Here is a 21946-nt window from a genome sequence, read left to right as displayed (position 1 = left end):
AATCCACGTGCGTAATCTGCTGCCGCTCATCAGCTCCCACCCGGGCGGGCGTTCCGCGCTGACCTGCCGCTTCCGCTGCGGGGACGCCTGCTTCCAGGAGATCCCGAACACCAGCGACAACGAGTACGCCGGCGACATCATCGCCCGTGCCGTCTCCCGTCGCTCGATGATGCGCGCAGCCGCCGTCGTGACGGTCGCCGCCGCAGCCGGGACGGCCGCGCTGACCGGCCCGAACGCCCCGCAGGCGGAGGCCGCCGCGCTCGCCGGCCACGGCCACAAACCGCACCCGCCCCACAAACCGGGCCCGTCCGGCGCCCGGGGCCTGCGGTTCTCGCCGGTCGCGCCCAACAAGAACGACAAGGTCACCGTCCCCGACGGGTACGGCCAGAACGTGGTGATCCGCTGGGGCGAGCCGATCCTGCGCGGGGCGCCCGCCTTCAACCCGGAGAAGCAGACTGCCAAGGCGCAGGCGGGCCAGTTCGGTTACAACAACGACTTCCTCTCGCTCCTCCCGCTCCGTGGCGAGCGCGGCCGTCAGGTCCTGGTCGCCAACCATGAGTACACGGACGAGATGCTCATGTTCCGCGGCTACGATCCGGCCAACCCGACGCGCGAGCAGGTGGAGATCGCCTGGGCCGCGCACGGACTCTCCGTGGTCGTCGTCCAGGAGGAGAACCGCACCGGCAAGCTGGGCGCGGTCAGCCGTCACCCGCTGAACCGCAGGCTCACCGCCACGAGTGAATTCCGGGTCACCGGACCGGCGGCGGGGAGCGATCTGCTGCGTACGTCCGCCGACCGCACCGGCAGCCGGGTGCTCGGTACCCTCAACAACTGTGCGGGCGGCACGACTCCGTGGGGCACCACGCTGCACGGCGAGGAGAACTTCAACCAGTACTTCGCCAACGGCACCACCGTGGAGCACAAGCGGTACGGGATCGGCACCGGCGCCACCGAGCGCAAGTGGGAGCGGTTCGACCGGCGGTTCGACCTGGCGAAGGAGCCCAACGAGGCCAACCGCTTCGGCTGGGTCGTCGAACTCGACCCGTACGACCCGGACTCCACCCCGCGCAAGCGGACCGCGCTGGGCCGGTTCAAGCACGAGGCGGCCGAGCCCCGGCTGACGTCCGACGGCCGCCCGGTCGTCTACATGGGCGACGACGAACGATTCGACTACCTCTACAAGTTCGTCTCCAGCAAGCGGATGAAGAAGGGCACCTCGCGTGCCGCCCGCGAGCACAACCTGACGCTGCTGGACGAGGGCACGCTGTACGTCGCCAAGCTGACCGGCGACTCCCCGGCCGCCGAGATCGACGGCACCGGAAAGCTGCCCAACGACGGTGAGTTCGACGGCAGCGGCGTGTGGATCCCGCTGGCCACCGGCACCACCTCGCACGTCCCCGGTATGACCGCCGACGAGGTGTACGTCTACACGCGGCTGGCCGGTGACAAGGTCGGCGCCACCAAGATGGACCGGCCCGAGGACGTGGAGCCCTCGCCGCGCACCGGCCGGGTCTACGTGGCGCTCACCAACAACACCGACCGGGGCAAGGAGGGCAAGGCCCCGGCGGACGAGGCCAACCCGCGCAACCTCAACAAGCACGGGCAGATCCTGGAGCTCGCGGAGAACTGGGACGACCCGGCGGGCGACGGGTTCGCCTGGCGGCTCTTCCTCGTCGCGGGCGACCCGAACGACCCGTCGACGTACTTCGCGGGCTTCCCCAAGGAGCGCGTCAGCCCCATCTCCTGCCCGGACAACGTGGCGTTCGACGACCACGGCAACCTGTGGATCTCCACGGACGGCAACCAGCTCGGTTCGCACGACGGCCTGTTCGGTGTCGCGACCCACGGCGACCGGCGCGGTGAGCTGAAGCAGTTCCTGACCGTCCCGACCGGCGCGGAGACCTGCGGCCCGGTCATCCAGGACCGCCGTGTCCTGGTGGCCGTCCAGCACCCGGGCGAGGTCGACGGCGCCTCGGTGGAGAAGCCGGCGAGCACCTGGCCCGACGGACCCGGGAAGATCGTCCGCCCCTCCGTCGTCGCGGTCTGGCGCAAGGACGGGCACGACATCGGGGTGTGACCCGGCTCGCCCGCCCGCTCGCCCCGCCCCGCCCGTCCCGGGGACCGTATGACCATCAGGCCCGTGCCCATCCGGTGCGGGCCTGATGTGCATCTCTCAAAAGCGGGGGCGCTCCTGACCTGCCTCGTCCGGCGTCCGGCGTCGCCGCCGCGCCGCGAGGTGGCCGGCGACTTCGGTTCCTGACCGGTGGTCCATCGCCTGCCCGGGTCCACCGGACTAGAGTCGGTCCCATGGTTTCCGGTGACGCGCCGCAGGCGGAGGGAAGCGTCCGGGTCGATGTGTGGATCTGGTCGGTCCGGCTGACGAAGACCCGTGCCCAGGCGGCCGCCGCCTGTCGGGCCGGGCATGTGAAGGTCGGCGGTGAGCGGGCCAAGCCTGCCCAGGCCGTCCGCGTCGGCGACGAGGTACGGCTCCGGCACGCGGGACGGGACCGGGTGGTCGTCGTCTCGAAGATCGTGAAGAAGCGGGTCGGCCCGCCGGTGGCCGTCGAGTGCTTCGTCGACAACAGCCCGCCTCCGCCGCCGCGCGAGCTCGCGATCCAGGTTCCGGTACGGGACCGGGGCGCGGGCCGCCCGACCAAGCGCGATCGCCGTGAGATGGAGCGCCTCCAGGGGCGCCCGCCGGAGCTCTGAGCCGACCGGCGGTCCTCCGTGCGGGTTCTGGTTCTGTCCGGTTGTTTCACGTGAAACGTGTCTACGGGCGTTTCACGTGAAACAACGGGTCGGTCACCCCCGCCGGGCCCTTCGCCGCCCCAGCAGCACCCGGGCCACCACCGCGCCCACCAGCAGCACCGCCCCGACCACCAGCACCACCCACACCGTGGTCCGCAGCGAGGCGGTCAGGGCGTCGATCACCGCGGCCGCCGCGTCCCGGTCGTTGCCCGGCACCTCGTCCAGCGCCCGGCTCCGGCCGACCGCCATCAGGATCCGCAGCACGATCGCCCCGAGGACGAACCCGGCGCCGACGGCCGCCGTCGCGGTCAGGGCGGCCCGCAGCCTGCCCCGTACCGTCGCGATACCCACCACCAGCACGAGCAGGACCAGGGTGGCGATGGCCGGCCAGATGCTGCAGTAGCGCAGCCAGTGGAACGAGTCCCTGAGGGTGTCCGCGCGGTCCGCGCCGATCACCGTGATCTCGGTCCGCTGGACGGGGATCTGGTCGGCGAACGGCACCCCTTGGCTCACCAGGTCCTGCTTGACCTGCTGGATCACCGGGGCCAGGTCGATGGTGACCGCCTCGCCGCTGTCGCCGTCCAGCGCGGCGGTCACCGCTTCGTGGGCGGTCCGGTTGGCGGTGTCCCAGGCGTTGGCGAAGGCCTCGGTGGTGGTGAAGGACCGCACGGTCTCGTGCAGGAAGTCCCGGACCGTGTCCTGGAGCGGGCCGAGGTCGATCTGCTCCATCGCCTCGTCGGTGATCAGGTCCGTGACCGTGCTCTGCACCGCCGGGTCGGAGGAGAGCGGGGAGACCGCGGCAACGTACCGGTCGGTGTCGTCGATCTCCAGATCGACCCAGGCGGACAGTGCGCTGAACGGCACCAGGACGGCGAGCAGGACGATCAGGACGGCGGAGAGGGCCGCCGCGGCCGCCGAGATGCCGGAAGCCGTCGAGGTGGCCGAAGTCGCCGAGGAAGAGGTCCGCACTCCTCCAGGGAATCCCGTGCGGAGCCGGACCGCTCAGGGCCGTACGCCGTTCGAGTTGCCGGGCCGCGCGGGCGGGTGTGCTCTGGAGGAACGGGGGCGCGCGACGGGGGCGAGGGAAGGAGCTGTCCGCGATGGTCACACACGCAGCCATGCCCGGCCGGAAGGGGGCCCGTGCGCACGCACGGCCCCGCAGTCTCACGCCGTACGCCGTGGCGGTGCCGTTGGCACTCGGCATCATCTACGGGTTCTACGCCGCGTTCATCCGCCGTGACGGCGGGCCCAGCACCGGCGGGCAGGTCGTCCTGGGCCTCGTCTCCGGTGCGGCGGTGGCGGCCCTCTGCTTCGCGCTGGGCCGGATCCAGCGGACGCTGCCGCACGGGCTGCGGGCGCTCGCGTACGGCGCTCTGACCGCCTGCGCGATCGGTTTCCTGGTGAGCCTGACGGACACCAGCGTGCTGCGGTCGACCGTGCTCGGGCTGGTGGTCGGCGTGGGTGTCTTCCTGACCACGTTCTACCTCTTCTACTCGCGGGAGCGTTGACCGCACGGGTCGGTCGCTAGGGCTTTTCCAGCCGTGGACACCGACCGTCGGCGCGGCCGCCAGATCGCATCTGGCGGCCGCGCCGCGGCGTCTGGCGCCCCAGGGGTGAGGGAGCCGGAAGGAAGCGGGAGGAGGAGCGAGCGATGACGGACGAGGACAGGGAGACCGATGCCGACGGGGACCCGCTGCGGGTCGCGGTGATCATCGGCAGCACTCGTGAAGGGCGCATCGGTGACGCGGTCGGCCGCTGGTTCATGGAGCGGGCTCGCGTACGGAGCGAGCTCGATCTCGTCGTGCTGGACCTCGCGGATTTCGACTTCCCCGTGCACTACCCGCAGCGGGCGACGGAGCAGATGACGGAGTTCGCCGGGGCGATCGGGAGGGCCGAGGCCTTCGTCGTGGTCACCCCGGAGTACAACCGCTCCTTCCCCGCCTCCCTCAAGCAGGCCATCGACTTCGCGTACGACGAGTGGCATACCAAGCCGGTCGGCTTCGTGAGCTACGGCCACGGCTCGTCCGGGGTGTACGCGGTGGAACAGCTGCGCTCGGTCTTCACGGAGCTGCACATGGTGACCCTGCGCAACGGGGTCGCCCTCGACTTCCTGCACACGCCGCTGGAGGACCGTGCCGGAGCCGGTGCGCGGGACCGGGCGGTGCGGCTGATGCTCGACCAACTCGGCTGGTGGGGCTGGGCCCTGCGCGAGGCGCGGGCGGTCCGCCCCTATGTCTCCTGACGCCGGACTTTCGGCTCACCCCCACCCCACCCCCACACCCGCCCCCACACCCGCCCCCGAACTTCGACGACGTAACAAGGAATGGATTCATGAGTACTGAACTGGCCATCGAGACCACAGGGTTGGTGAAGGTCTTCGGTGAGAACCGCGCGGTGGACGGCATCGACCTCGCGGTCCCGACCGGCACCGTCTACGGGGTCCTCGGACCCAACGGCGCCGGGAAGACCACCGCCGTACGGATGCTCGCGACGCTGCTGCGTCCGGACGGCGGCTCCGCCCGGGTGTTCGGCAAGGACGTGGTGAAGGACGCCGACGCGGTCCGCAGCCGGGTCAGCCTCACCGGGCAGTACGCCTCGGTGGACGAGGACCTGACCGGCAACGAGAACCTCGTCCTGCTCGGCCGCCTGCTCGGGCACTCCAAGCCGGCGGCCCGCGACCGGGCAGCCCAACTGCTGGAAGGCTTCGGGCTGGCCGAGGCCGGCGGCAAGCAGGTGAAGAACTACTCGGGAGGCATGCGGCGCCGCATCGACATCGCCGCGTCCATCCTCAACACCCCCGACCTGCTCTTCCTGGACGAGCCGACCACCGGCCTCGACCCGCGCAGCCGCAACCAGGTCTGGGACATCGTGCGCGCGGTCGTCGCGCACGGCACCACGGTTCTGCTGACCACGCAGTATCTGGACGAGGCCGATCAGCTCGCCTCCCGGATCGCGGTGATCGACCACGGCCGGGTGATCGCCGAGGGCACCAAGGGCGAGCTCAAGGCCTCCGTCGGCTCCGGCACCGTCCATCTGCGGCTGCGTGACGCCGCCCAGCGGCCCGAGGCCGAGCGGGTGCTGGCGCGGGAGCTCGATGCCGTGGTCCAACTGGACGCGGACCCGGTGGCGCTGACCGCCCGGGTCGACGCGCACGGTTCCGACCGGGGCTCGGCGGAACAGGCGGCACGGGCCCTGGCCGAGCTGGCCCGGACCGGCATCACGGTCGACAACTTCTCGCTGGGACAGCCCAGCCTCGACGAGGTCTTCCTCGCCCTCACGGACAAGAAGGGAGTGGCGGCATGAGCACCGCGACCACCAAGACGGAGCTGGAAGACACCGGGCTCGCCGCGCCGGACCGGGAGCGCCTCTCGGCTCTCCTGATCGGCCTGGACCGGCCGCCGAGGCCCAGCGCACTGTCGGCCTCCCTGACCTTCGGCTGGCGCGCCATGCTGAAGATCAAGCATGTGCCGGACCAGCTCTTCGATGTGACGGCTTTCCCGATCATGCTGGTCCTGATGTACACGTACCTCTTCGGAGGTGCGCTGGCCGGCTCCACGGAGGAGTACATCCAGTTCCTGCTGCCCGGCATCCTGGTGATGAGCGTCGTGCTGATCACGATGTACACCGGCGTCTCGGTCAACACCGACATCTCCAAGGGCGTCTTCGACCGGTTCCGTACGCTGCCGATCTGGCGGCCCGCACCGATGGTCGGCTATCTGCTCGGGGACGTTCTGCGCTATGTGCTGGCCTCGGTGGTGATGCTCACCGTCGGCATGATCATCGGCTTCCGTCCGGACGGCGGAGTGCTCGGGATGCTGGCGGGGGTGGCCCTGCTGCTCGTGTTCGCGTTCGCGTTCTCGTGGATCTGGACCATGTTCGGGCTGCTGCTGCGCACCGAGAAGTCCGTGATGGGCGTCAGCATGATGGTGATCTTCCCGCTCACCTTCCTCAGCAACGTCTTCGTCGACCCGTCGACGATGCCGGGCTGGCTCCAGGCCTTCGTGAACAACAGCCCGATCACCCACCTCTCCACGGCGGTACGCGGGCTGATGGCGGGCGACTGGCCTGCGGCGGACCTGGCCTGGTCACTGGGGTGGGCCGGAGTGATCATGGCGATCTTCGGCCCCGTGACGATGCGGCTTTACAACCGGAAGTGACCGACGGGGCGTGAGCGTCGGGACGTGGCCGGCGGGGCGTGACCGGCGGGGCGTGAACGACCGGCTGTGAGCCACCGGTGCGCGACCCGCTGTGACCGGCCTCCTGTGGCCCGGCGCCGAATCGGCGCCGGGCCACAGGCGTGGGCCGAGGTCACTGGCGTGGGCCGGGGTCACTGGCGGTGGCCGGGCCGCAGGTGCTGGTCCGGGGTCACAGGCGCCAGTCCGGGGCGTGGCCGGGGCGGTAGGCGCAGGTGGTTCCCGTGGTCACGGATTCCCGCAGGTGTGACGCCAGTTCGGGGTGCAGGGAGTCCAGCTTGCGCAGGGTGTCGCGGATCCGGGCGGTGACCGTCTTGCGGGCCCGCTCGGTCTCGTCGCCCAGGCGGCGGCTCCGGCCACCGAGCCCCGCCGCGGTGCGCAGTTGGTCGAGGAGGGCCTGCCGCTCCCGGTCGTACGCCTCCACCTGCCGGGTGTCGTCCCGGGCCGCGGCGCGGTCTATCTCGGCGTCCAGCCGGGCCAGATGCTCCTTGTACCGGCGCTTGGCCTCCTCGTCGAGCACGGGGTCGCCGCCCAGCCGGCCGGCGGCGGCCACGACGGCGCCGCCCTCGGGGGCGAGCAACTGGACGGCCGGGACGTCGGCACCGGGGAGCCCCAGCAGGCTGTGCAGGTCCCGCAGTCCCTTGGCGTCGGGGACGTGCACGGTCCGCCCGTCCCAGCGCAGTTGCCATACGGAGCCGTCGCGGCGGAACTCGGCGACGGCCGGATCCGGGGCGGAACCGGGGCTGGGGTCGGGGCCGGGGAGCGCGGTCCCGTGGCCGGTGGCCGGTGGGGCTCCGCGGAGGTCGGGCCCCTCGGAGACCAGGTGGTGCAGGCCCAATCCGCCCGCCTCCCGCTCCGCTTCGGCGAGCAGCGCGCGGGCCCGGCCGGTGTCGCCCGGCTCCGCGCGGGCGAGGAGGGAACGGGCCAGGTGCAGCCGGGCGCGTACGGCCCAGGGGCGGGCGCCGAGGCGGTCGGCGGAGGCGGCGGCCTCGGAGAGCGCGGCCACCGCCGCGTCCCGGTCGTCGCGGGCGGCGGCGAGCATCCCGAGCCAGAGGTCGACGGGGCCGCCGACGTCGCACCCGTACAGCGAGACGACCCACTGTCCGGTGTACGGCGTGAGCTCGTCCTCCGCGCGGGTGATGAGACGCCGGTCGCCGGTGATCGCGGCCGTCTGGGCCAGCAGCCGGAGCCAGAGCGGCATGAACGCCCGCGGATAGGGGGCCGGGCGGTCCGACTGCTCGGCGATCAGACGGAGGGCCGGTGCCGGGTCGCCCTGCTCCACCGCGGTGAGCGCCTCCAGCAGGCCGGGGTACGGATACCGCGCCCCCGGCAGCGTGGCGAGGACCTCCTCGGCCTCCGCGAAGTGCCCCCGGAGCAGGTGCAGGGACCACTGCAGATGGCGGCCCATGAACCCGAAGGCCTCGTGGTCGTAGCCGGCCCTGCCGAGGGACTCGTCCCTGAGGGCGTCGGCCGCCTCGGTGAACCGGCCCTGGAGGGAGGCGATCAGGCTGCCGTCGACGGCGATGGTCAGGGCGAACCGGGGGAGCTCCGAGCGCTCGGCGGCCCGGATGAACGTGCGGTACTGGTCGATGAAGGCCGGGTCGCCGAGCTCCAGCAGGGCGACCCACCGCATGGAGGCCGCGTGCAGCTCCAGGTCCACGTTCTGGGTGCGCCGGCCGACGACGGCCACCTCGTCGGTCAGCCCGAGCCGCTCCACCGCCGAGCCGAGACCCCACACGGAGTCGTGGCGGGCCCAGAGGGAGAAGGCGAGGGCCTCGTCGTCCGAGCCGTCGCGGGCCAGCGCCATGATGTGGATGGCCAGCTCCTGGGCGAGCCGGTCGGCGGAGAGGCTGTTCTGCCCGTCCTTGCCGGTGACCTTGCGGTGGACCTCGCTCAGGAACGTCATCATGGACGCCTCGCCGCCCAGCGTGCCCCGGCGGTACAGGGTGATCGCCACCCGGGCCAGCAGCTCGGGCTCGTCCAGCTCCCGTGCCAGGTCGACCGCCCGGTCCAGCAGGCGGTCCCCCTCGGCGGTCTCCCCGGGGTGCCGCAACTGTTCGCCCAGGGCGAGGCAGATGAGCGCGATGCGGCGGAGGTCGGGCGGTGACCCGCCCTCCGGCGCCTCCACCCCCGGCACCCCCACGCCCGGCGCACCGCCCGCTTCCGGGCCGGGTTCACCCGACGCCACCGCGAGGGCCCGGCGGTAGTGGCTGATGGCCTCCTCGTGGGCGAGGCGTCCCGGGGCGTCCCGGGCGGCGGCCAGCAGCAGGTCGATCCGGCGGTCGCGCGCCAGCTCTCCCCCGGCGAGGTGGGCGTGGCGGGCGAGGTCCCCGGGCCGCACCGCGTCGCCGAGGCCGCCGTGCGCGTCCAGCGCCCGTACGGCGGCGGCGTGGCGGCGGCGGGCCTCCGCGTCCCCGAGGGAGGCGTACAGCGTCTCGCGGAGCAGGTCGTGGGCGAAGGCGTAACTCCCGGAGGGGCGCGGGACGATGACCCGGGCGACGATCGCCGACTCCAGCAGCCGCTGCACCTGGGGGACAGGGGAGCCGTGCACCACCGCCAGCACCTGCCGGCGGAACTCCCGGCCGAGCACGGCGGCGGCGGTCAGCAGCGGGACGACGCCGTCCGGCAGCAGGCTCAGCCGCTGCCGGACCGCCTCCCGCACCCCGGGCGGGATGGTGGACACGGGACTGCCGCTGTGCCAGAGCCGGGCCGTCTGCTCGACGAAGAACGGGTTGCCGCCGGTGCGCCGGTGGACCTCGTCGACCAGGTGCGGCTCGGGCTCGCGTCCCGTCGTCACGGTCATCAGCGCGCCCACCTCGTCGCGGCCGAGGCCGGTCAGCGTGAGGGTGGCGGAGGCGCGCGAGACGAGGGGCAGGATCAGCTGCTGGAGCGGGTGGCCAGGCGCCTCCACCTCGACGTCCCGGTAGGTGCCGATGAGCAGGAGCCGCTCGAACCAGGCGTGCTGGGCGGCGAATTCGAGCAGACGGAGCGAGGCCGGGTCGGCGCTGTGGAGGTCGTCCAGGACCACGACCAGCGGGCGGCTCTGGGAGAGGGTGACGAGGGCTGTGGTCACCGCGTCGTACAGCCCGAAGGCCTCGGGACCGTCGGAGGAGGCCCCGGAAGCCCCGGCGGCCCCGGCGGCCCCGGCGGCAGTGGAAGGACCGGAAGCGCTGGCGGCGTCTCCCGCTCCGGCCGAGCCCTCACTCCCCGGATCGCCGAGCAGGATGCCGAGCCGCCCGTCCGCCGCATCCTGGGCCGCCGCCCACTCCGCCGCCGTGGCCGAGCGGCGCAGGCCGCGCAGCACCTGCACCCAGGGCCAGTATCCGGGGGTGCTGTCGGAGTCCCAGCAGGAGCCGCCGACCACCAGCGCCCCGCGCCGCCGCGCCTCGTGCGCGGCGTCGGTGACGAGGGTGGTCTTCCCGATCCCGGCCTCGCCCGTGACCAGCACGAGGCCGCCGTGGCCCGGACGATCTCCGAGCGGAGGATGCCTGCGGGATGGTCGCGCCCGAACAGAGCAGGGGTCATGACCACACGATAGGAGGACCCACTGACAACGGCTCCCCGTTCCGCCGGGGGCAGGCCGGTGACCCCCGACGACCAGGCCGAACGACCAGGCCGAACGACCAGGCCGAACGACCAGGCCGAAGGGGCCAGGCCGTGCGACCAGGACGAGGAGGCCAGGCCGAAGGGGGCCACCGGTGCCACGTCGAGAGGGGTACCCCTCAGTCGCGCACCACCGTCACCGGGCACGGCGCGTGCTGCGTGACGTGGAGGCTGACCGAGCCGAGCAGCGTCGCCTTGAGGGCGCTGCGGCCGCGGGCGCCCACGACGAGCAGGCTGGCGCCCTGGGCACGGTCCAGCAGGGACTGGGCGGGGTTGCCGATGACCACGATCTTGCTGACCGCGGCCGCTCCTGCGGCACCGAGGGCCTCCTCCAGCGCCTCGTTCAGGGAGACCAGGGCCAGCGCCTGCGGGTCGAAGTCCTCCGGCAGGCCCGGCATCATCGAGGCCCAGCTCGTCGCGGGGTACTCCCAGCTGTTCACGGCCTCCACGGTGTCACCGGTCAGCTCCGCCTGGCGTACGGCCCAGCGCAGCGCCTTGATCGAGGGATCGGACCCGTCCACACCCACGACGATCCTGCCCATATCTGCCTCCAGCTCGCTCCGACTCGTACAGCGTCCGCCTTCACTGTAGTCAAACCGGACAATCCGGCCGGGCGGGCGGAGGGCCGGTCGGCTCAGCCCAGCCGCAGGTCCGCGAGCTGCTGCTCGAAGGGGACGACCGCGTCCTCCCCGTCGTCCAGGCCCGGCGTCCGGGAGGCGCCGGAGACCGTGCGGCCCAGGACCGCCGAGGCCAGCTCGCCGCCGGCGCGCCGGATCCGGGACGGCAGGCCCTCGGTGTACTCGTCGCCGGAGGAGCCCCAGTCCTCGGAGGCGGCGTAGACGGAGGTCGGTACGGTGACGGCTCGCAGGTAGGCGAAGAGCGGCCGCAGCGCGTGCTCCAGGACCAGCGAGTGGCGGGCCGTGCCGCCCGTCGCGGCGATCACGACGGGCTTGCCGGTCAGCGCGGTGTTGTCGATCAGGTCGAAGAACGACTTGAACAGACCGCTGTACGAGGCGGTGAACACCGGCGTCACGGCGATCAGCCCGTCCGCCTCCGTCACCGCGTCGATCGCCTCCCGCAGCGTGCCCGAGGGGAACCCGCTGACCAGGTGGTTCGCGATGTCCACGGCGAGGTCGCGCAGCTCGATGACGCGAACCTCGACATCTCTGCCGTCTCGGTCCTGGTCCGCGGCGAGGCGCTCGCGGGTGGCGGCGGCCAGCCGGTCGGCCAGCAGCCGGGTGGAGGACGGCTGGCTGAGGCCGGCCGATACGGCGACGATGCGCAGGGGCGAGGTGGCGAACATCGGGGTCAGGCTTCCTTTCCGGAGGCTCGGGCGGCGGCGACCGCCGGGTGGAGGGGTGCGGATTCCGGCACACCGGCCGGCCGCAGCTTGGCGAACTCCTTCCGCAGCACGGGCACGACCTCCTCGCCGAGGATGTCGAGCTGCTCCAGGACCGTCTTCAGCGGGAGCCCCGCGTGGTCCATCAGGAACAACTGCCGCTGGTAGTCGCCCACCGCGTCCCGGAACGTCAGCGTCCGCTCGATGACCTCCTCCGGGGAGCCCACGGTCAGCGGGGTCTCGCGGGTGAAGTCCTCCAGGGACGGGCCGTGGCCGTAGACCGGCGCGTTGTCGAAGTACGGGCGGAACTCCCGTACCGCGTCCTGCGAGTTCTTCCGCATGAACACCTGACCGCCGAGCCCCACGATGGCCTGTTCGGCGGTGCCGTGACCGTAGTGGGCGTAACGGCGCCTATAAAGGGCCACCATTTTCTTCGTGTGCTCCATCGGCCAGAAGATGTTGTTGTGGAAGAACCCGTCACCGTAGTAGGCGGCCTGTTCGGCGATCTCCGGCGAGCGGATGGAGCCGTGCCAGACGAACGGCGGGACGCCGTCCAGCGGGCGCGGGGTGGCGGTGAAGGACTGGAGCGGCGTACGGAACTTGCCCTCCCAGTCCACGACGTCCTCGCGCCACAGCTTGTGCAGCAGGGCGTAGTTCTCGATGGCCATCGGGATGCCCTGGCGGATGTCCTTGCCGAACCAGGGGTAGACCGGACCGGTGTTGCCCCGGCCCATCATGAGGTCGACGCGGCCGTCCGCGAGGTGCTGGAGGGTGGCGTAGTCCTCGGCGATCTTCACCGGGTCGTTGGTGGTGATCAGGGTGGTGGACGTGGACAGGATCAGGTTCTCGGTGCGGGCGGCGATGTAGCCGAGGGTCGTCGTCGGGGAGGACGGGACGAACGGCGGGTTGTGGTGCTCGCCGGTCGCGAAGACGTCCAGGCCGACCTCTTCGGCCTTCTGCGCGATGGCCAGGGTCGCCTTGATCCGCTCGTTCTCGGTCGGCGTCCGGCCGGTGGTCGGGTCGGTGGTGACGTCTCCGACGGTGAAGATCCCGAACTGCATGGCGTCCGCCTCCTGAGGGTCGCGGGGTGGTCCTGAATTGGTTGAACGTTGAACTATACCTGACAACGGGAGGCGCCCCAGACCTATTCCCCGGCCCTCAGTGCCCCCGCTGACCAGGCACATCGCCGCTCACCGTCACGATCGGGAACGATGTGTCCGGTTCCACGAGTACGCCGAAGAGGTCGTCGAGCAGGACGCGTCACCGCTCTACTCGATCCCGCCCATGGAGCGGAAGAGGGTGAACCGTGTATATCGCCCATTCCGCCGAGTGCTGTACGGCCCCGAGCACGCCGCCGCGACCGCCCTGCCCCCCGGTTCGCGACCACCACGCGCCCCGGTTTATTCACGCGGCCCCCAACCCATGGCCGCTACACTGACCGCATGACCTCCGTACCGTGCCGAAACTGGTGGCGCTCCTCTTAGGAGCGGCCGCAGCATCTGTCTGCACGGAACCCGGGGCCGTTCACCATGGACGGCCCTTTTTCGTTGCCTTCTTCTCCCCTCGTCGGGCCGTCCTCCGCGTATCCACCGCCACCGCGAGGAGCCCGACCATGACCACAGCCGCCACCGCGACGATCCCCTCCGCCTCCGCCTCCGCCGCCCACCGCAGCGCCGAGCTGGAGCACCGCATCGCCCAGGACCCCACCCGCTTCCGGGTCCTCACCGGCGACCGTCCCACCGGCCCCCTCCACCTCGGCCACTACTTCGGCACCCTGCGCAACCGGGTCCGCCTCCAGGACCTCGGCGTGGACGTCATGATCCTCATCCCCGACTACCAGGTCCTCACCGACCGGGACACCGCCGAGCGGCTGGGGGAGTACACCGACGGGCTGCTCCTGGACTACCTGGCCCTCGGCATCGACCCCGCCCGGTCCACGGTCTTCAACCACAGCGCCGTGCCCGCGCTCAACCAGCTCCTGCTGCCCTTCCTGAGCCTCGTCTCCGTCGCGGAGCTGAGCCGGAACCCCACGGTCAAGGACGAGATCGCGCACTCCCGGCAGTCGGTGGTCAGCGGGCTGATGCTCACCTATCCGGTGCACCAGGCGGCCGACATCCTCTCCTGCAAGGGCAACGTGGTCCCCGTCGGCCAGGACCAGCTACCCCACCTCGAACTCACCCGGACCATCGCCCGCCGCTTCAACGAGCGGTACGGGAACGTCTTCCCGGAACCCGACGCCCTGCTCTCCGCCGCACCCCTCCTCCTCGGCACCGACGGCACCAAGATGAGCAAGAGCCGCGCCAACTCCGTCCCCCTCGGCGCCACCGCCGACGAGACGGCCCGCCTGATCAAGGGCGCGACCACGGACGCCGACCGGCACATCACCTACGACCCCGACACCCGCCCCGGCGTCTCCTCGCTCGTCCTGCTGGCCGCCCTCTGCCTGGAGCGGGACCCGCACGAGGTCGCGGCGGAGATCGGCGACGGCGGGGCGGCCGTGCTCAAGCGGACGGTGACCGACGCGGTCAACACCCACCTGGCGCCCTACCGGGCCCGGCGGGCGGAGTACGCGCAGGACCTCACGTACGTACGGTCGGTTCTCCGCACCGGCAACGAGCGGGCCGACGCGCTCGCGGAACGGACCCTGGAGGAGGTCCGGGAGGCGATGGGCACGTTCCGGTAGCCCCATGAAATCGCCCCCACCGCCCCCACCGCCCCACTGCCCACCGCCCCCAGCGCCCCACCGCCCCACGGCCTCACTGCTGCGGCGCCACCGTCCGCTGCCGCCGCAGCAGCTCCGCAAGACCCCGCCGGGTGGCCGCGATCACCACCCGGTCCTGGGCGCGCAGCACGTACCCCGGGTGCAGGTCCCAGACCAGGCCGGAGGGCGTCGGCGCGCCTTGCGGAGGGTACGGAGGGACGGCGGCCAGGTCCGGGTTGCGGTCGGCGGGCGGGGTCGCGTCGATGGCCAGGACCCGCCAGGAGCCGGCCTGGAACGCCTGCTCCACCGTGCGGCCCTCCAACTGCGGATGGCCCGCCACCTCCAGGGCGGCGAAGAGCATGACCTTCCGCTCGACAGGGACCGCGCCCAGGATCTGGCGGCCCATCATGGCGACCGCGAAGGAGGGCGCGGCCAGGTGGGAGACGGACCGGGAGCGGGTCAGCGCCTGGGGGTGCGCGGTGCGCAGGGTGCGGTAGACGGCGGTGGCGAACTCGTCGTCGTACAGCCGCAGCGCCACCCTCAGGTCCGGCTTCACCGACCGCGCGTACAGGGTCGCTTCCAGGTTCGTCGTGTCGATGCTGGTGAGCGCGAGGAGGGCGTGGGCGCGGCGGATCTTGGCGGCTTCGAGGACGCCTTCCTGGGTGACGTCGCCGAGGACGGTCGGTACGTGCATGGAGCGGGCCAGCGGGATGCCCCGCGCGTTCGGGTCCTCCTCGACGACGACCACGGGGATGTCGAGCTCGCGGAGGCGTACGAGGACGCGCGTACCGATCTTGCCGAGCCCCAGCAGCACCACGTGCCCCGACAGACCGCGCGGCGGGCGGCGCAGCGAGGAGGCGGTGCGCAGGGTGCCGAACGCCTCCAGGACGGCGGCGATCAGCAGCGGGAGCAGGAGGAGCCCGGCGACGCCGGAGAGGAGCTGGATGATCTGCCGGGCCGCCGGCGCGTCCTCGGCCGGGTCGTTCATGCCCAGGAGGTCGAGCAGGGTGAGGTAGCTGGAGTGCAGCAGGCTGTCCTCGGTGGTGAGGACCGAGGCGATCACCAGGGCCACGGCCGCGACCGCGACGCCGAGGGCCGACCAGCGCAGCCGGCGCGAGAAGACCTGGGCGAGCGGCGCGCCCCTGCCGCCCATCCGGGTGGCGGGACGGTCCGGGTCGGCGCGGCTGATCGCCTCCAGGACGACGGTCCCGCGCCCTTCGGCGGCGGCCACAGTCTGCTCGTCGGGCAGGAGTTGGGGGCCCTCGGCGCCGCTGCTGTCCGAACCCTCTGACCCCGCAGGGTTGTTCGTGGTGGAGGAGAGCAACGCCAGCGTGCACAGCCCCGGGTCGAGGGTCTGGCCGGGGCGCGGCGGCGGGCGTTCGGCGGCGCGCAGGAGCAGCCCCTCGGCCTGGATGACCTTGCTGCTGCCGGTGAGCGCGGTGGCGGCGAGTGCGGGGGCGGCCGTGTCGGCGTCGGAGAGGACGGTGGTGGAGGCGTCGAGCAGGGCCGGGTCGATGCCGGGCATCGCGACGGCGGCCGCCTGGTCGAGCAGCGCCTCCAGGTGCTGGCCGAGCTTGCGGTTGTAGAGCCGGATCACCAGCCGAAGCCGGGGGTTGAGGCGGCGGGCGGTGAGGGCGGCGCGGATGTTGCGTTCGTCGTCGTCGTAGACGAGGGCGAGGGCGGCCGCCCGGTCGACGCCCGCCTCCTCCAGGACGTCGTCGGAGGGCTCGGGGGCCTCCATGATGCGGACGGCCTCGACCCCGGCGTTGGTGTCGTTGCTGCCGCCCGTGCCGCCGCTCCCGTTGGCGGCGGTGCGGTTCATCGCCGCCGACATCCGCCCGAACAGGGCTGCCGCGCGCCCGCGTTGGGTCAGCGGCGTCTCGGGGCTGTTGGCGTCGCGGCCGGGCGGCAGGAGCAGCGTGACCCGTTCCCCGTAGACGAACCGCAGCTCCACGGCGAGCCGGCGCGCGAGTGCGTCGTCGCCGCAGACGATCATGTGACCGGCGGACGGCGGCTGTCCGGGCTGTGGACGTCCTGGCTGTGCACGTCCTGGCTGTGGCCGTCCGGGCTGTGCGCGTCCTGGCTGTGGACGTCCGGGCTGCGGGCGTCCCGGCTGCTGAGGAAGTGGGGGCACGAAACCCAGCATGCCGTGATCCTTCCGGCTCGGTCTTCCCGATCACTGGGGAATGTTGGTGATCTTCGCATGGTGGTTCTGAAGCCCTGGCCGGTTCTGTTCGCCGGGTGGCTGGTTCACCGAGGGAGTGGACGGCTGGCTCGCCGGGCCTGCCGGCAGACGGCGCGGATCCGCCGCCCGCTGGATGGCCGTCTCCACCGCCGCGACCCGGTCCGCGAGCAGGCCGAGGGCCGCCACCGCCCGGGTCAGGGGGTCGCCGTCCGGGCCGCCGAGCGCCTGCGTACGGACGTACGAGGAGGTGATCGCCGCCCACCGCTCGGCCTGCTCGGCGGTGAGTGTGCCCCGCAGAGCGGCCAGCTTCAGCAGGTTGGCCTCGGCGCCCGTGGTGAGCGTCTGGGCCTCGCCCGCGTAGTGGTCGTCGACGACGGCGGCGAGCTCGGCACCGTTCATGACGGGCACGATGCGCTCCGCGATCTTGTTCATGTTCCGGTACGAACCCTGGAGCCGGAACGGCGGCTCGGTACGGGTCGCGTCCGTCTGCGCGGCGGATGCGATGTACGCCGCGTTGACCGCGAGGACGGTGTCCCGGGCGGTGAGCAGATGCCGCAGCACCGCCAGTACGGCGTCCAACTCCACCGCTGAGTACGGGTGTTCCAGGTGCTCGGCGCGGGCCGCCGGATCGCCGCCGCCCGCCAGCCGCACCAGCAGCGCCAGGTCGTCGCGCGGGCGCGCGGCGAGCGGGGCGAGGACCGGATTGGCGGTCAGCGCGTTCTCCACGAAGCTCAGAGCGAAGACGTCGTCGCGGCCGCTGAGCACCTCGCCCAGGTTCCACACGTCGGCCCGGTTGGCGAGCATGTCCGGGATGCGGAACTGCTCGCCGGACTCCGTGTACGGGTTGCCCGCCATGCAGACCGCGAACCGCTTCCCGCGCAGGTCGTAGCTGCGCGGCTCGCCGTCCCGTACGCCCTCGATGCGACGGGTGGCATCGCACAACGGGATGAACTTCTGGAGGAGTTCGGGCGACGTGTGCTGGATGTCGTCCAGATACAGCAGGGTGTTGTTGCCCGCTTCCAACGCGAAATTGATCTTCTCGATCTCCTGCCGCGCGGTGGCGCTGGGCGCCTGGGCAGGGTCGAGGGAGGTCACGTCATGTCCCAGATTCGGCCCGCTGATCTTGACGAGCACCATCCCGAGCCGGTCCGCGACGTACTCCATCAGCGTCGTCTTGCCGTAGCCGGGCGGCGAGACGAGCAGCAGCAAGCCCTGCGAGTCGGTGCGCCGGTCGGCGTCGGCGGTGCCGAGCTGCTTGGCGAGGCTGTCACCGATCAGCGGCAGGTACACCTCGTCCAGCAGCCGGTTGCGGACGAACGCCGACATCACGCGCGGCCGGTGGTCGTCCAGCCGCAGCCGCCCGCGCTCGGCGGTCACCAGGGAGGTGCGCAGCCGCTGGTAGGCACGGAAGCCGGGAACGGTAGAGGCCCGGAACTCGCTTGCCCTGCCCAGGAGTTCATCGATCCGTACGGTGAGGGCTCCGCCGCCCCCGATGCGCGGGTGGTCCCCGAGGAGCCCCTCGACGCGCTCCGTGAGCGGCGCGTCGCACCCGTACCGCGCCAGCTCCGGGCAGAGCTCCACCGCCACGGCCTCCGCGAGGTCGCCGTCGGCGGGAGCGGCGCCGGAGGCCTCCGCGTACGGGACGAGCCAGCCCTCGACGAGCTGCTTGCGGGCGGCCAGGTCTCCCCCGAGGGCGGCGAGATCGTCCGCGTACGCGTCGGGGCCGGCGGCCCGGTGGAAGGCGTCCAGGAAGGTACGGGCGGTGGCACCCACGACGAACCCGGCGGGCCCGCCGGTCAACTCCTCGAAGAGGTAGGCGGATACGGCATCGTCCCGCACACCGGCGCTGAAGCTCCCGATCTCCGCCGCCCACTCCTCCTGGAGCACGGCGATGGCCGGGGCGAGCCCGAACGTGTCGCGGGCGCGGGCCAGGGATGCGGCCCGCCGGGTCCACGAGACACGTTGGGCCTCCTGTGTCCCGTACGCCCAGAAGAGCTGGGCGGCGGCGCGGACGGCGGGCTCGTGGCGCAGCAGCCCGGCGGCCCCGTGCAGGCGCAGCAGGGCGCGGAGGATGGCGGCGGCGTCCTCGTCGTGGACGCCCCGGGTGTACCCCTCGGCGTAGGCCTCGGCCGCCGACTCCCGTACGAGCAAAGCCAGTTCGGCCTCGTTCAACGCGGCGAGGGACTCGGCACCCCGCTCCTCCAGCAGCCGGGTCGCCAGATACTCGCCCCGGTAGACGGCGGCCGACTCCGAGGGGAGCGACTGCTCCCAGTACGGGCGGGTCGCCTCGAACGCCGGGTCGGTGACCGGCGCCCGGTAGTCGGTCCCGGTCAGCGCGAACGCGAGCCGGTCACCGGAGGGCACCAGCGTCAGGTCGAACGGCTGGGTGTTGACGGCGAACCGGTGCCGCCCCAGCTTGATCACCGACCCGCCGTCCGCGTACAGCTCGCTGCGGTCCCGCAGGGCTCGTCCGGCCTCCTGGCGGGCGGCCTTCAGCCGCCCGTCCAGCTCCTCCGCCCGTACGGGATCGCCGAGTTCACGCAGTTCGTCAGCCGTCCGCCGTACCTTGGCGACCATCGGGTCGGAGGCGAAGTACGTGTGGACGGCGTCCAGATCCGCGAGCGCGGCCACACGCCGGCCGATGGTCTCCAGCACCCGCCGCGCCGACCCGGCCAGCCGCTCGGCCCGCCGCGCCCGCTCGTCCTGGAGCGTCTGCTTGCGGGCCGAGAACGCGTCGTACACCTCACTCCGCCGCTCGGCCAATTCCGCCAGGAAGTCGTCGAACTCCGCGAAGCGCGATTCCAGGTTCTCCAACTGGAGCAGCAGCCGCGCGAGTTGGTCGTCACACGCCTCCGGCGAAACGGCGGCGGCCAGCGCCCCCGTCACCGCCTGCCCGAGCAGCGCGAACTCGGCGGCGAACTCGGCCCGCCCCTCCTTGGACAGCAGCTCCCGCCGCCGCGCGTCGAGTGTGGCGCGGGCACGGTTGGCCCCGCCCAGCACCTCCGCGATCCGCTCCAGGATCGACGTACGCACGGTGGCGCCGCCGATCTCCAGCCCGGCCACCACATCGGTGACGGTGGCCAGCCCGTCCGTCATCGCGGCGAGCCGGTCGGTGACGGCGGCGGCGTCCCGTACGGTGGCGAGCGCCCCCGCGTCGGCGACGAGCCCGGCGATGTCCTCGTGGTACCCGTCGAAGGCATCGTCCCGGGCGAGGAACGACACGGCCCGCTGGGCGGCGGAGCCGATGTCGTCCTCGGTCCGGGCCGACAGCTCCGCGATCCGCTCGACATCGGCGTACCGCATCTCGCTGATCGTCGCCAAGTGCCCGTGCGCCTGCTGGAGTTCGGTCAGTCGCTCCACCCATGCGGCGGCCGACCCCGGCACCTCGCCGCGTACGCGCCGAACCAGCGCGGCGATACGGGCGGAGGTCTCCTCCAGCGCCTCGGCGGCGCGCCGCGTCAGCTCCTGTACGGCGGTGAACTCGGCCAGCACCTGCTGTGCGGTGGCCCGCAGCTCCGTCAACGGCTGAGCGAGTGCGCCCAGTTCGGGATCGGACAGCCAGTGGTACCGGTCCTGGGCCCGCGCGCAGTCGGCGGCGAGCTGCCCGTACACGGCGGTCGTCGGCGGCATGTCCCGTACGCCGTGCGCGAGCGCGAGACAGTCGGAAATGCCGCGCACGAGGTCGGCGTTGCCGGTCCGGGCGAGCGGCCCGGTCCCGGCCGGGCGGGCGGCGGCGTAGGTGTCGGAGACGTACGGCGTCTGCCAGCGCTGCAACGGATGTACGTGAGCCGGAACGCCAGGCCCGCCAGGCCCGTCCGGGTTGTCGCGGAGCAGGATCAACGTGCCGTCGTCCAGGAGCGCGTGGCCACGTCCGGTGAGCGGGGTGGCGACCTCCTGGCGGATCAGGTTGTAGGGGAGCAGAAGACTCCGCACACCGTCACGGGAGCGGAAGACGTACAGCACGTCCTCCCCGTTGGGGGAGCGCACCGCGCCCTCGAAGACCGGCTCGGACAGCTCCTCCGCCGTGTCGAAGGTCTTGGCGGTGCCGGTGGTGAGGTAGTAGCCACCGGGGAAGATGATCCCCTGGTCCTCGGGGAGCCGATGGCAGGCGGGCCCGATGGAGTCGAGCCGCTGGACGTTTCCGAGCAGAGAATTGAAGACGAGGTACCGCCAACTCTCCTCCTTGTACGGCCGCACGCGCAGCAGCACCAGCGGTCCGACCTCGGCGTACTCCACGTCCGCGTCGGCCAGCGACTGCAAGGGCTCGTCGACCGGCTCCTCGTAGATCCCGTCCGGCGACTCGGTGTCGTCGGTGATCTTGACGGTCAGGGACCCTCCGAGGGTGTCGACGAAGAGCCCGCCGCCCTTGCCGATGGCGATGTGCGGGTGGCGCCCGGGGACGTGGGCCTCGCGCCCGGCGACGGTCCAGTCGAAGTCGTGCGAGGCCGGGAAGACGTGGTCGCGCTCGCCCCGCGCGTCGAGGAAGGCCCCGGGCGCCCCGTCCGCCCCGAGGGCCCAGCGCAGCACCCGGATGTCCTCGGCGTCCCTGCCCGTACGGAAGACGGCGAGGAGTTTGCCGTTGACGCGGCGCAGACGCAGGAGGCGGGCGTCGCGGAAGTAGCGGTGCAGGGATCCGAACTCGCGCCGGAAGCCGTCGTCGTCGAGGAGGGTGGTCTCGGCCTGCGGGCCCGCGTCGGTGTCCTCCGCACTCCGTACGAGGAGTACGTCGTCGACCCCGGCCTCGCCACGGGCTCCCGGCCCCCGTTCGAAGCCGAAGAGCAACTGCCCGCCGACGGCGATGAGGTCGCGGGGCACGGCGGCGTGCTCGGTGCGCACCTGTTCGGTGGCCAGCAGCCGCAGCTCGGTCGACCCGAACTCCTCGGTGCGCCGTACGTTGAGCGCCTCGGCCCGCCGCACGAGCTCGCCGGCCTGCGCGGAGAGCCGCCGCCGCAGCACTTCGTAGGCACCTGCATCCACATCGCCGGTGGCGGTAGCGGTGGCGGTGATGTCGCGGTCCATGCGTACGGCTCCCTACGAGTTCGTCAACGTCATCTGGCCGAGGCGCCCGGGGCCCCCACCCGTCGGGGGCCCACCCCATCCGGTCCGGCACCTTTCCAGCCCGTCCGGGGCCCGACACCTGTCCAGCCCGTCCGGCACCTTTTCAGCCCGTCCGGCGT

13 protein-coding genes and 1 pseudogene are annotated in these 21946 nt (G+C 72.4%); 7 read left to right on the top strand and 7 right to left on the bottom strand.

Annotated features, from left to right (window positions below; translation table 11 throughout):
• Positions 1-7: 7 nt before the first annotated feature.
• Complete coding sequence (locus ACFWRT_RS18305) at positions 8-2077, top strand: PhoX family protein (protein WP_380949624.1); 2070 nt, start codon at positions 8-10, stop codon at positions 2075-2077.
• 230 nt (positions 2078-2307) lie between these two features.
• Positions 2308-2709, top strand: coding sequence for an RNA-binding S4 domain-containing protein (locus tag ACFWRT_RS18300; protein ID WP_026241820.1), 402 nt, complete (start codon positions 2308-2310; stop codon positions 2707-2709).
• Positions 2710-2802: 93 nt separating this feature from the next.
• Here ACFWRT_RS18300 and ACFWRT_RS18295 read toward each other — a convergent pair whose 3' ends face one another.
• Positions 2803-3717, bottom strand: a complete 915-nt coding sequence (locus tag ACFWRT_RS18295) for a hypothetical protein (RefSeq protein WP_380949625.1) — start codon at positions 3715-3717, stop codon at positions 2803-2805.
• A gap of 131 nt (positions 3718-3848) precedes the next feature.
• On the opposite strand from ACFWRT_RS18295, the gene ACFWRT_RS18290 reads away from it, so the two are divergent.
• The 4 genes from ACFWRT_RS18290 to ACFWRT_RS18275 all read left to right on the top strand — a co-directional run bounded on the left by ACFWRT_RS18290 (position 3849) and on the right by ACFWRT_RS18275 (position 6905).
• Positions 3849-4256 carry a hypothetical protein gene (locus ACFWRT_RS18290; RefSeq protein ID WP_380949626.1) on the top strand — a complete coding sequence of 136 codons (408 nt, stop codon included), beginning with the start codon at positions 3849-3851 and terminating at the stop codon, positions 4254-4256.
• Positions 4257-4399: 143 nt separating this feature from the next.
• The gene (locus ACFWRT_RS18285) at positions 4400-4990 is read left to right on the top strand and encodes an NADPH-dependent FMN reductase (protein ID WP_380949627.1); all 591 of its coding nucleotides are present in this window, start codon (positions 4400-4402) and stop codon (positions 4988-4990) included.
• A gap of 89 nt (positions 4991-5079) precedes the next feature.
• A complete protein-coding gene (locus ACFWRT_RS18280; protein WP_380949628.1) occupies positions 5080-6051 on the top strand; it encodes an ATP-binding cassette domain-containing protein in 972 nt (323 codons plus the stop codon).
• The gene (locus ACFWRT_RS18275) at positions 6048-6905 is read left to right on the top strand and encodes an ABC transporter permease (protein WP_380949629.1); all 858 of its coding nucleotides are present in this window, start codon (positions 6048-6050) and stop codon (positions 6903-6905) included. The genes ACFWRT_RS18280 and ACFWRT_RS18275 overlap by 4 nt, the downstream gene beginning before the upstream one ends.
• A 208-nt stretch (positions 6906-7113) precedes the next feature.
• On the opposite strand, the pseudogene ACFWRT_RS18270 reads toward ACFWRT_RS18275, so the two are convergent.
• The 4 genes and pseudogenes from ACFWRT_RS18270 to ACFWRT_RS18255 form a co-directional block, all read right to left on the bottom strand.
• A pseudogene (locus tag ACFWRT_RS18270) lies at positions 7114-10466 on the bottom strand (ATP-binding protein).
• A gap of 197 nt (positions 10467-10663) precedes the next feature.
• Positions 10664-11086 carry a universal stress protein gene (locus ACFWRT_RS18265; protein WP_380949630.1) on the bottom strand — a complete coding sequence of 141 codons (423 nt, stop codon included), beginning with the start codon at positions 11084-11086 and terminating at the stop codon, positions 10664-10666.
• A gap of 92 nt (positions 11087-11178) precedes the next feature.
• Positions 11179-11847, bottom strand: a complete 669-nt coding sequence (locus tag ACFWRT_RS18260; protein ID WP_380949631.1) for an FMN reductase — start codon at positions 11845-11847, stop codon at positions 11179-11181.
• Between the two features lie 5 nt (positions 11848-11852).
• The gene (locus ACFWRT_RS18255) at positions 11853-12944 is read right to left on the bottom strand and encodes an LLM class flavin-dependent oxidoreductase (protein WP_380949632.1); all 1092 of its coding nucleotides are present in this window, start codon (positions 12942-12944) and stop codon (positions 11853-11855) included.
• 551 nt (positions 12945-13495) lie between these two features.
• Between ACFWRT_RS18255 and trpS the strand changes: the two genes are divergently transcribed.
• Positions 13496-14566 (top strand): tryptophan--tRNA ligase, encoded by a 1071-nt coding sequence (trpS, locus tag ACFWRT_RS18250; protein ID WP_380949633.1) that lies wholly within the window; start codon positions 13496-13498, stop codon positions 14564-14566.
• Between the two features lie 73 nt (positions 14567-14639).
• On the opposite strand, the gene ACFWRT_RS18245 is transcribed toward trpS, so the two are convergent.
• Positions 14640-16580 carry an NAD-binding protein gene (locus ACFWRT_RS18245; protein WP_380949634.1) on the bottom strand — a complete coding sequence of 647 codons (1941 nt, stop codon included), beginning with the start codon at positions 16578-16580 and terminating at the stop codon, positions 14640-14642.
• 180 nt (positions 16581-16760) lie between these two features.
• Entirely contained in the window at positions 16761-21788 is a 5028-nt protein-coding gene (locus tag ACFWRT_RS18240; RefSeq protein WP_380949635.1) for a DNA repair ATPase, read from the bottom strand.
• Between the last annotated feature and the right edge of the window lie 158 nt (positions 21789-21946).

The sequence above is a fragment of the Streptomyces cyaneofuscatus genome, assembly GCF_042718795.1.
Taxonomy (GTDB): domain Bacteria; phylum Actinomycetota; class Actinomycetes; order Streptomycetales; family Streptomycetaceae; genus Streptomyces; species Streptomyces cyaneofuscatus_A.
Note: the sequence above shows the minus strand (reverse complement) of the source record. Positions and strands in the feature narration are given on the sequence as shown.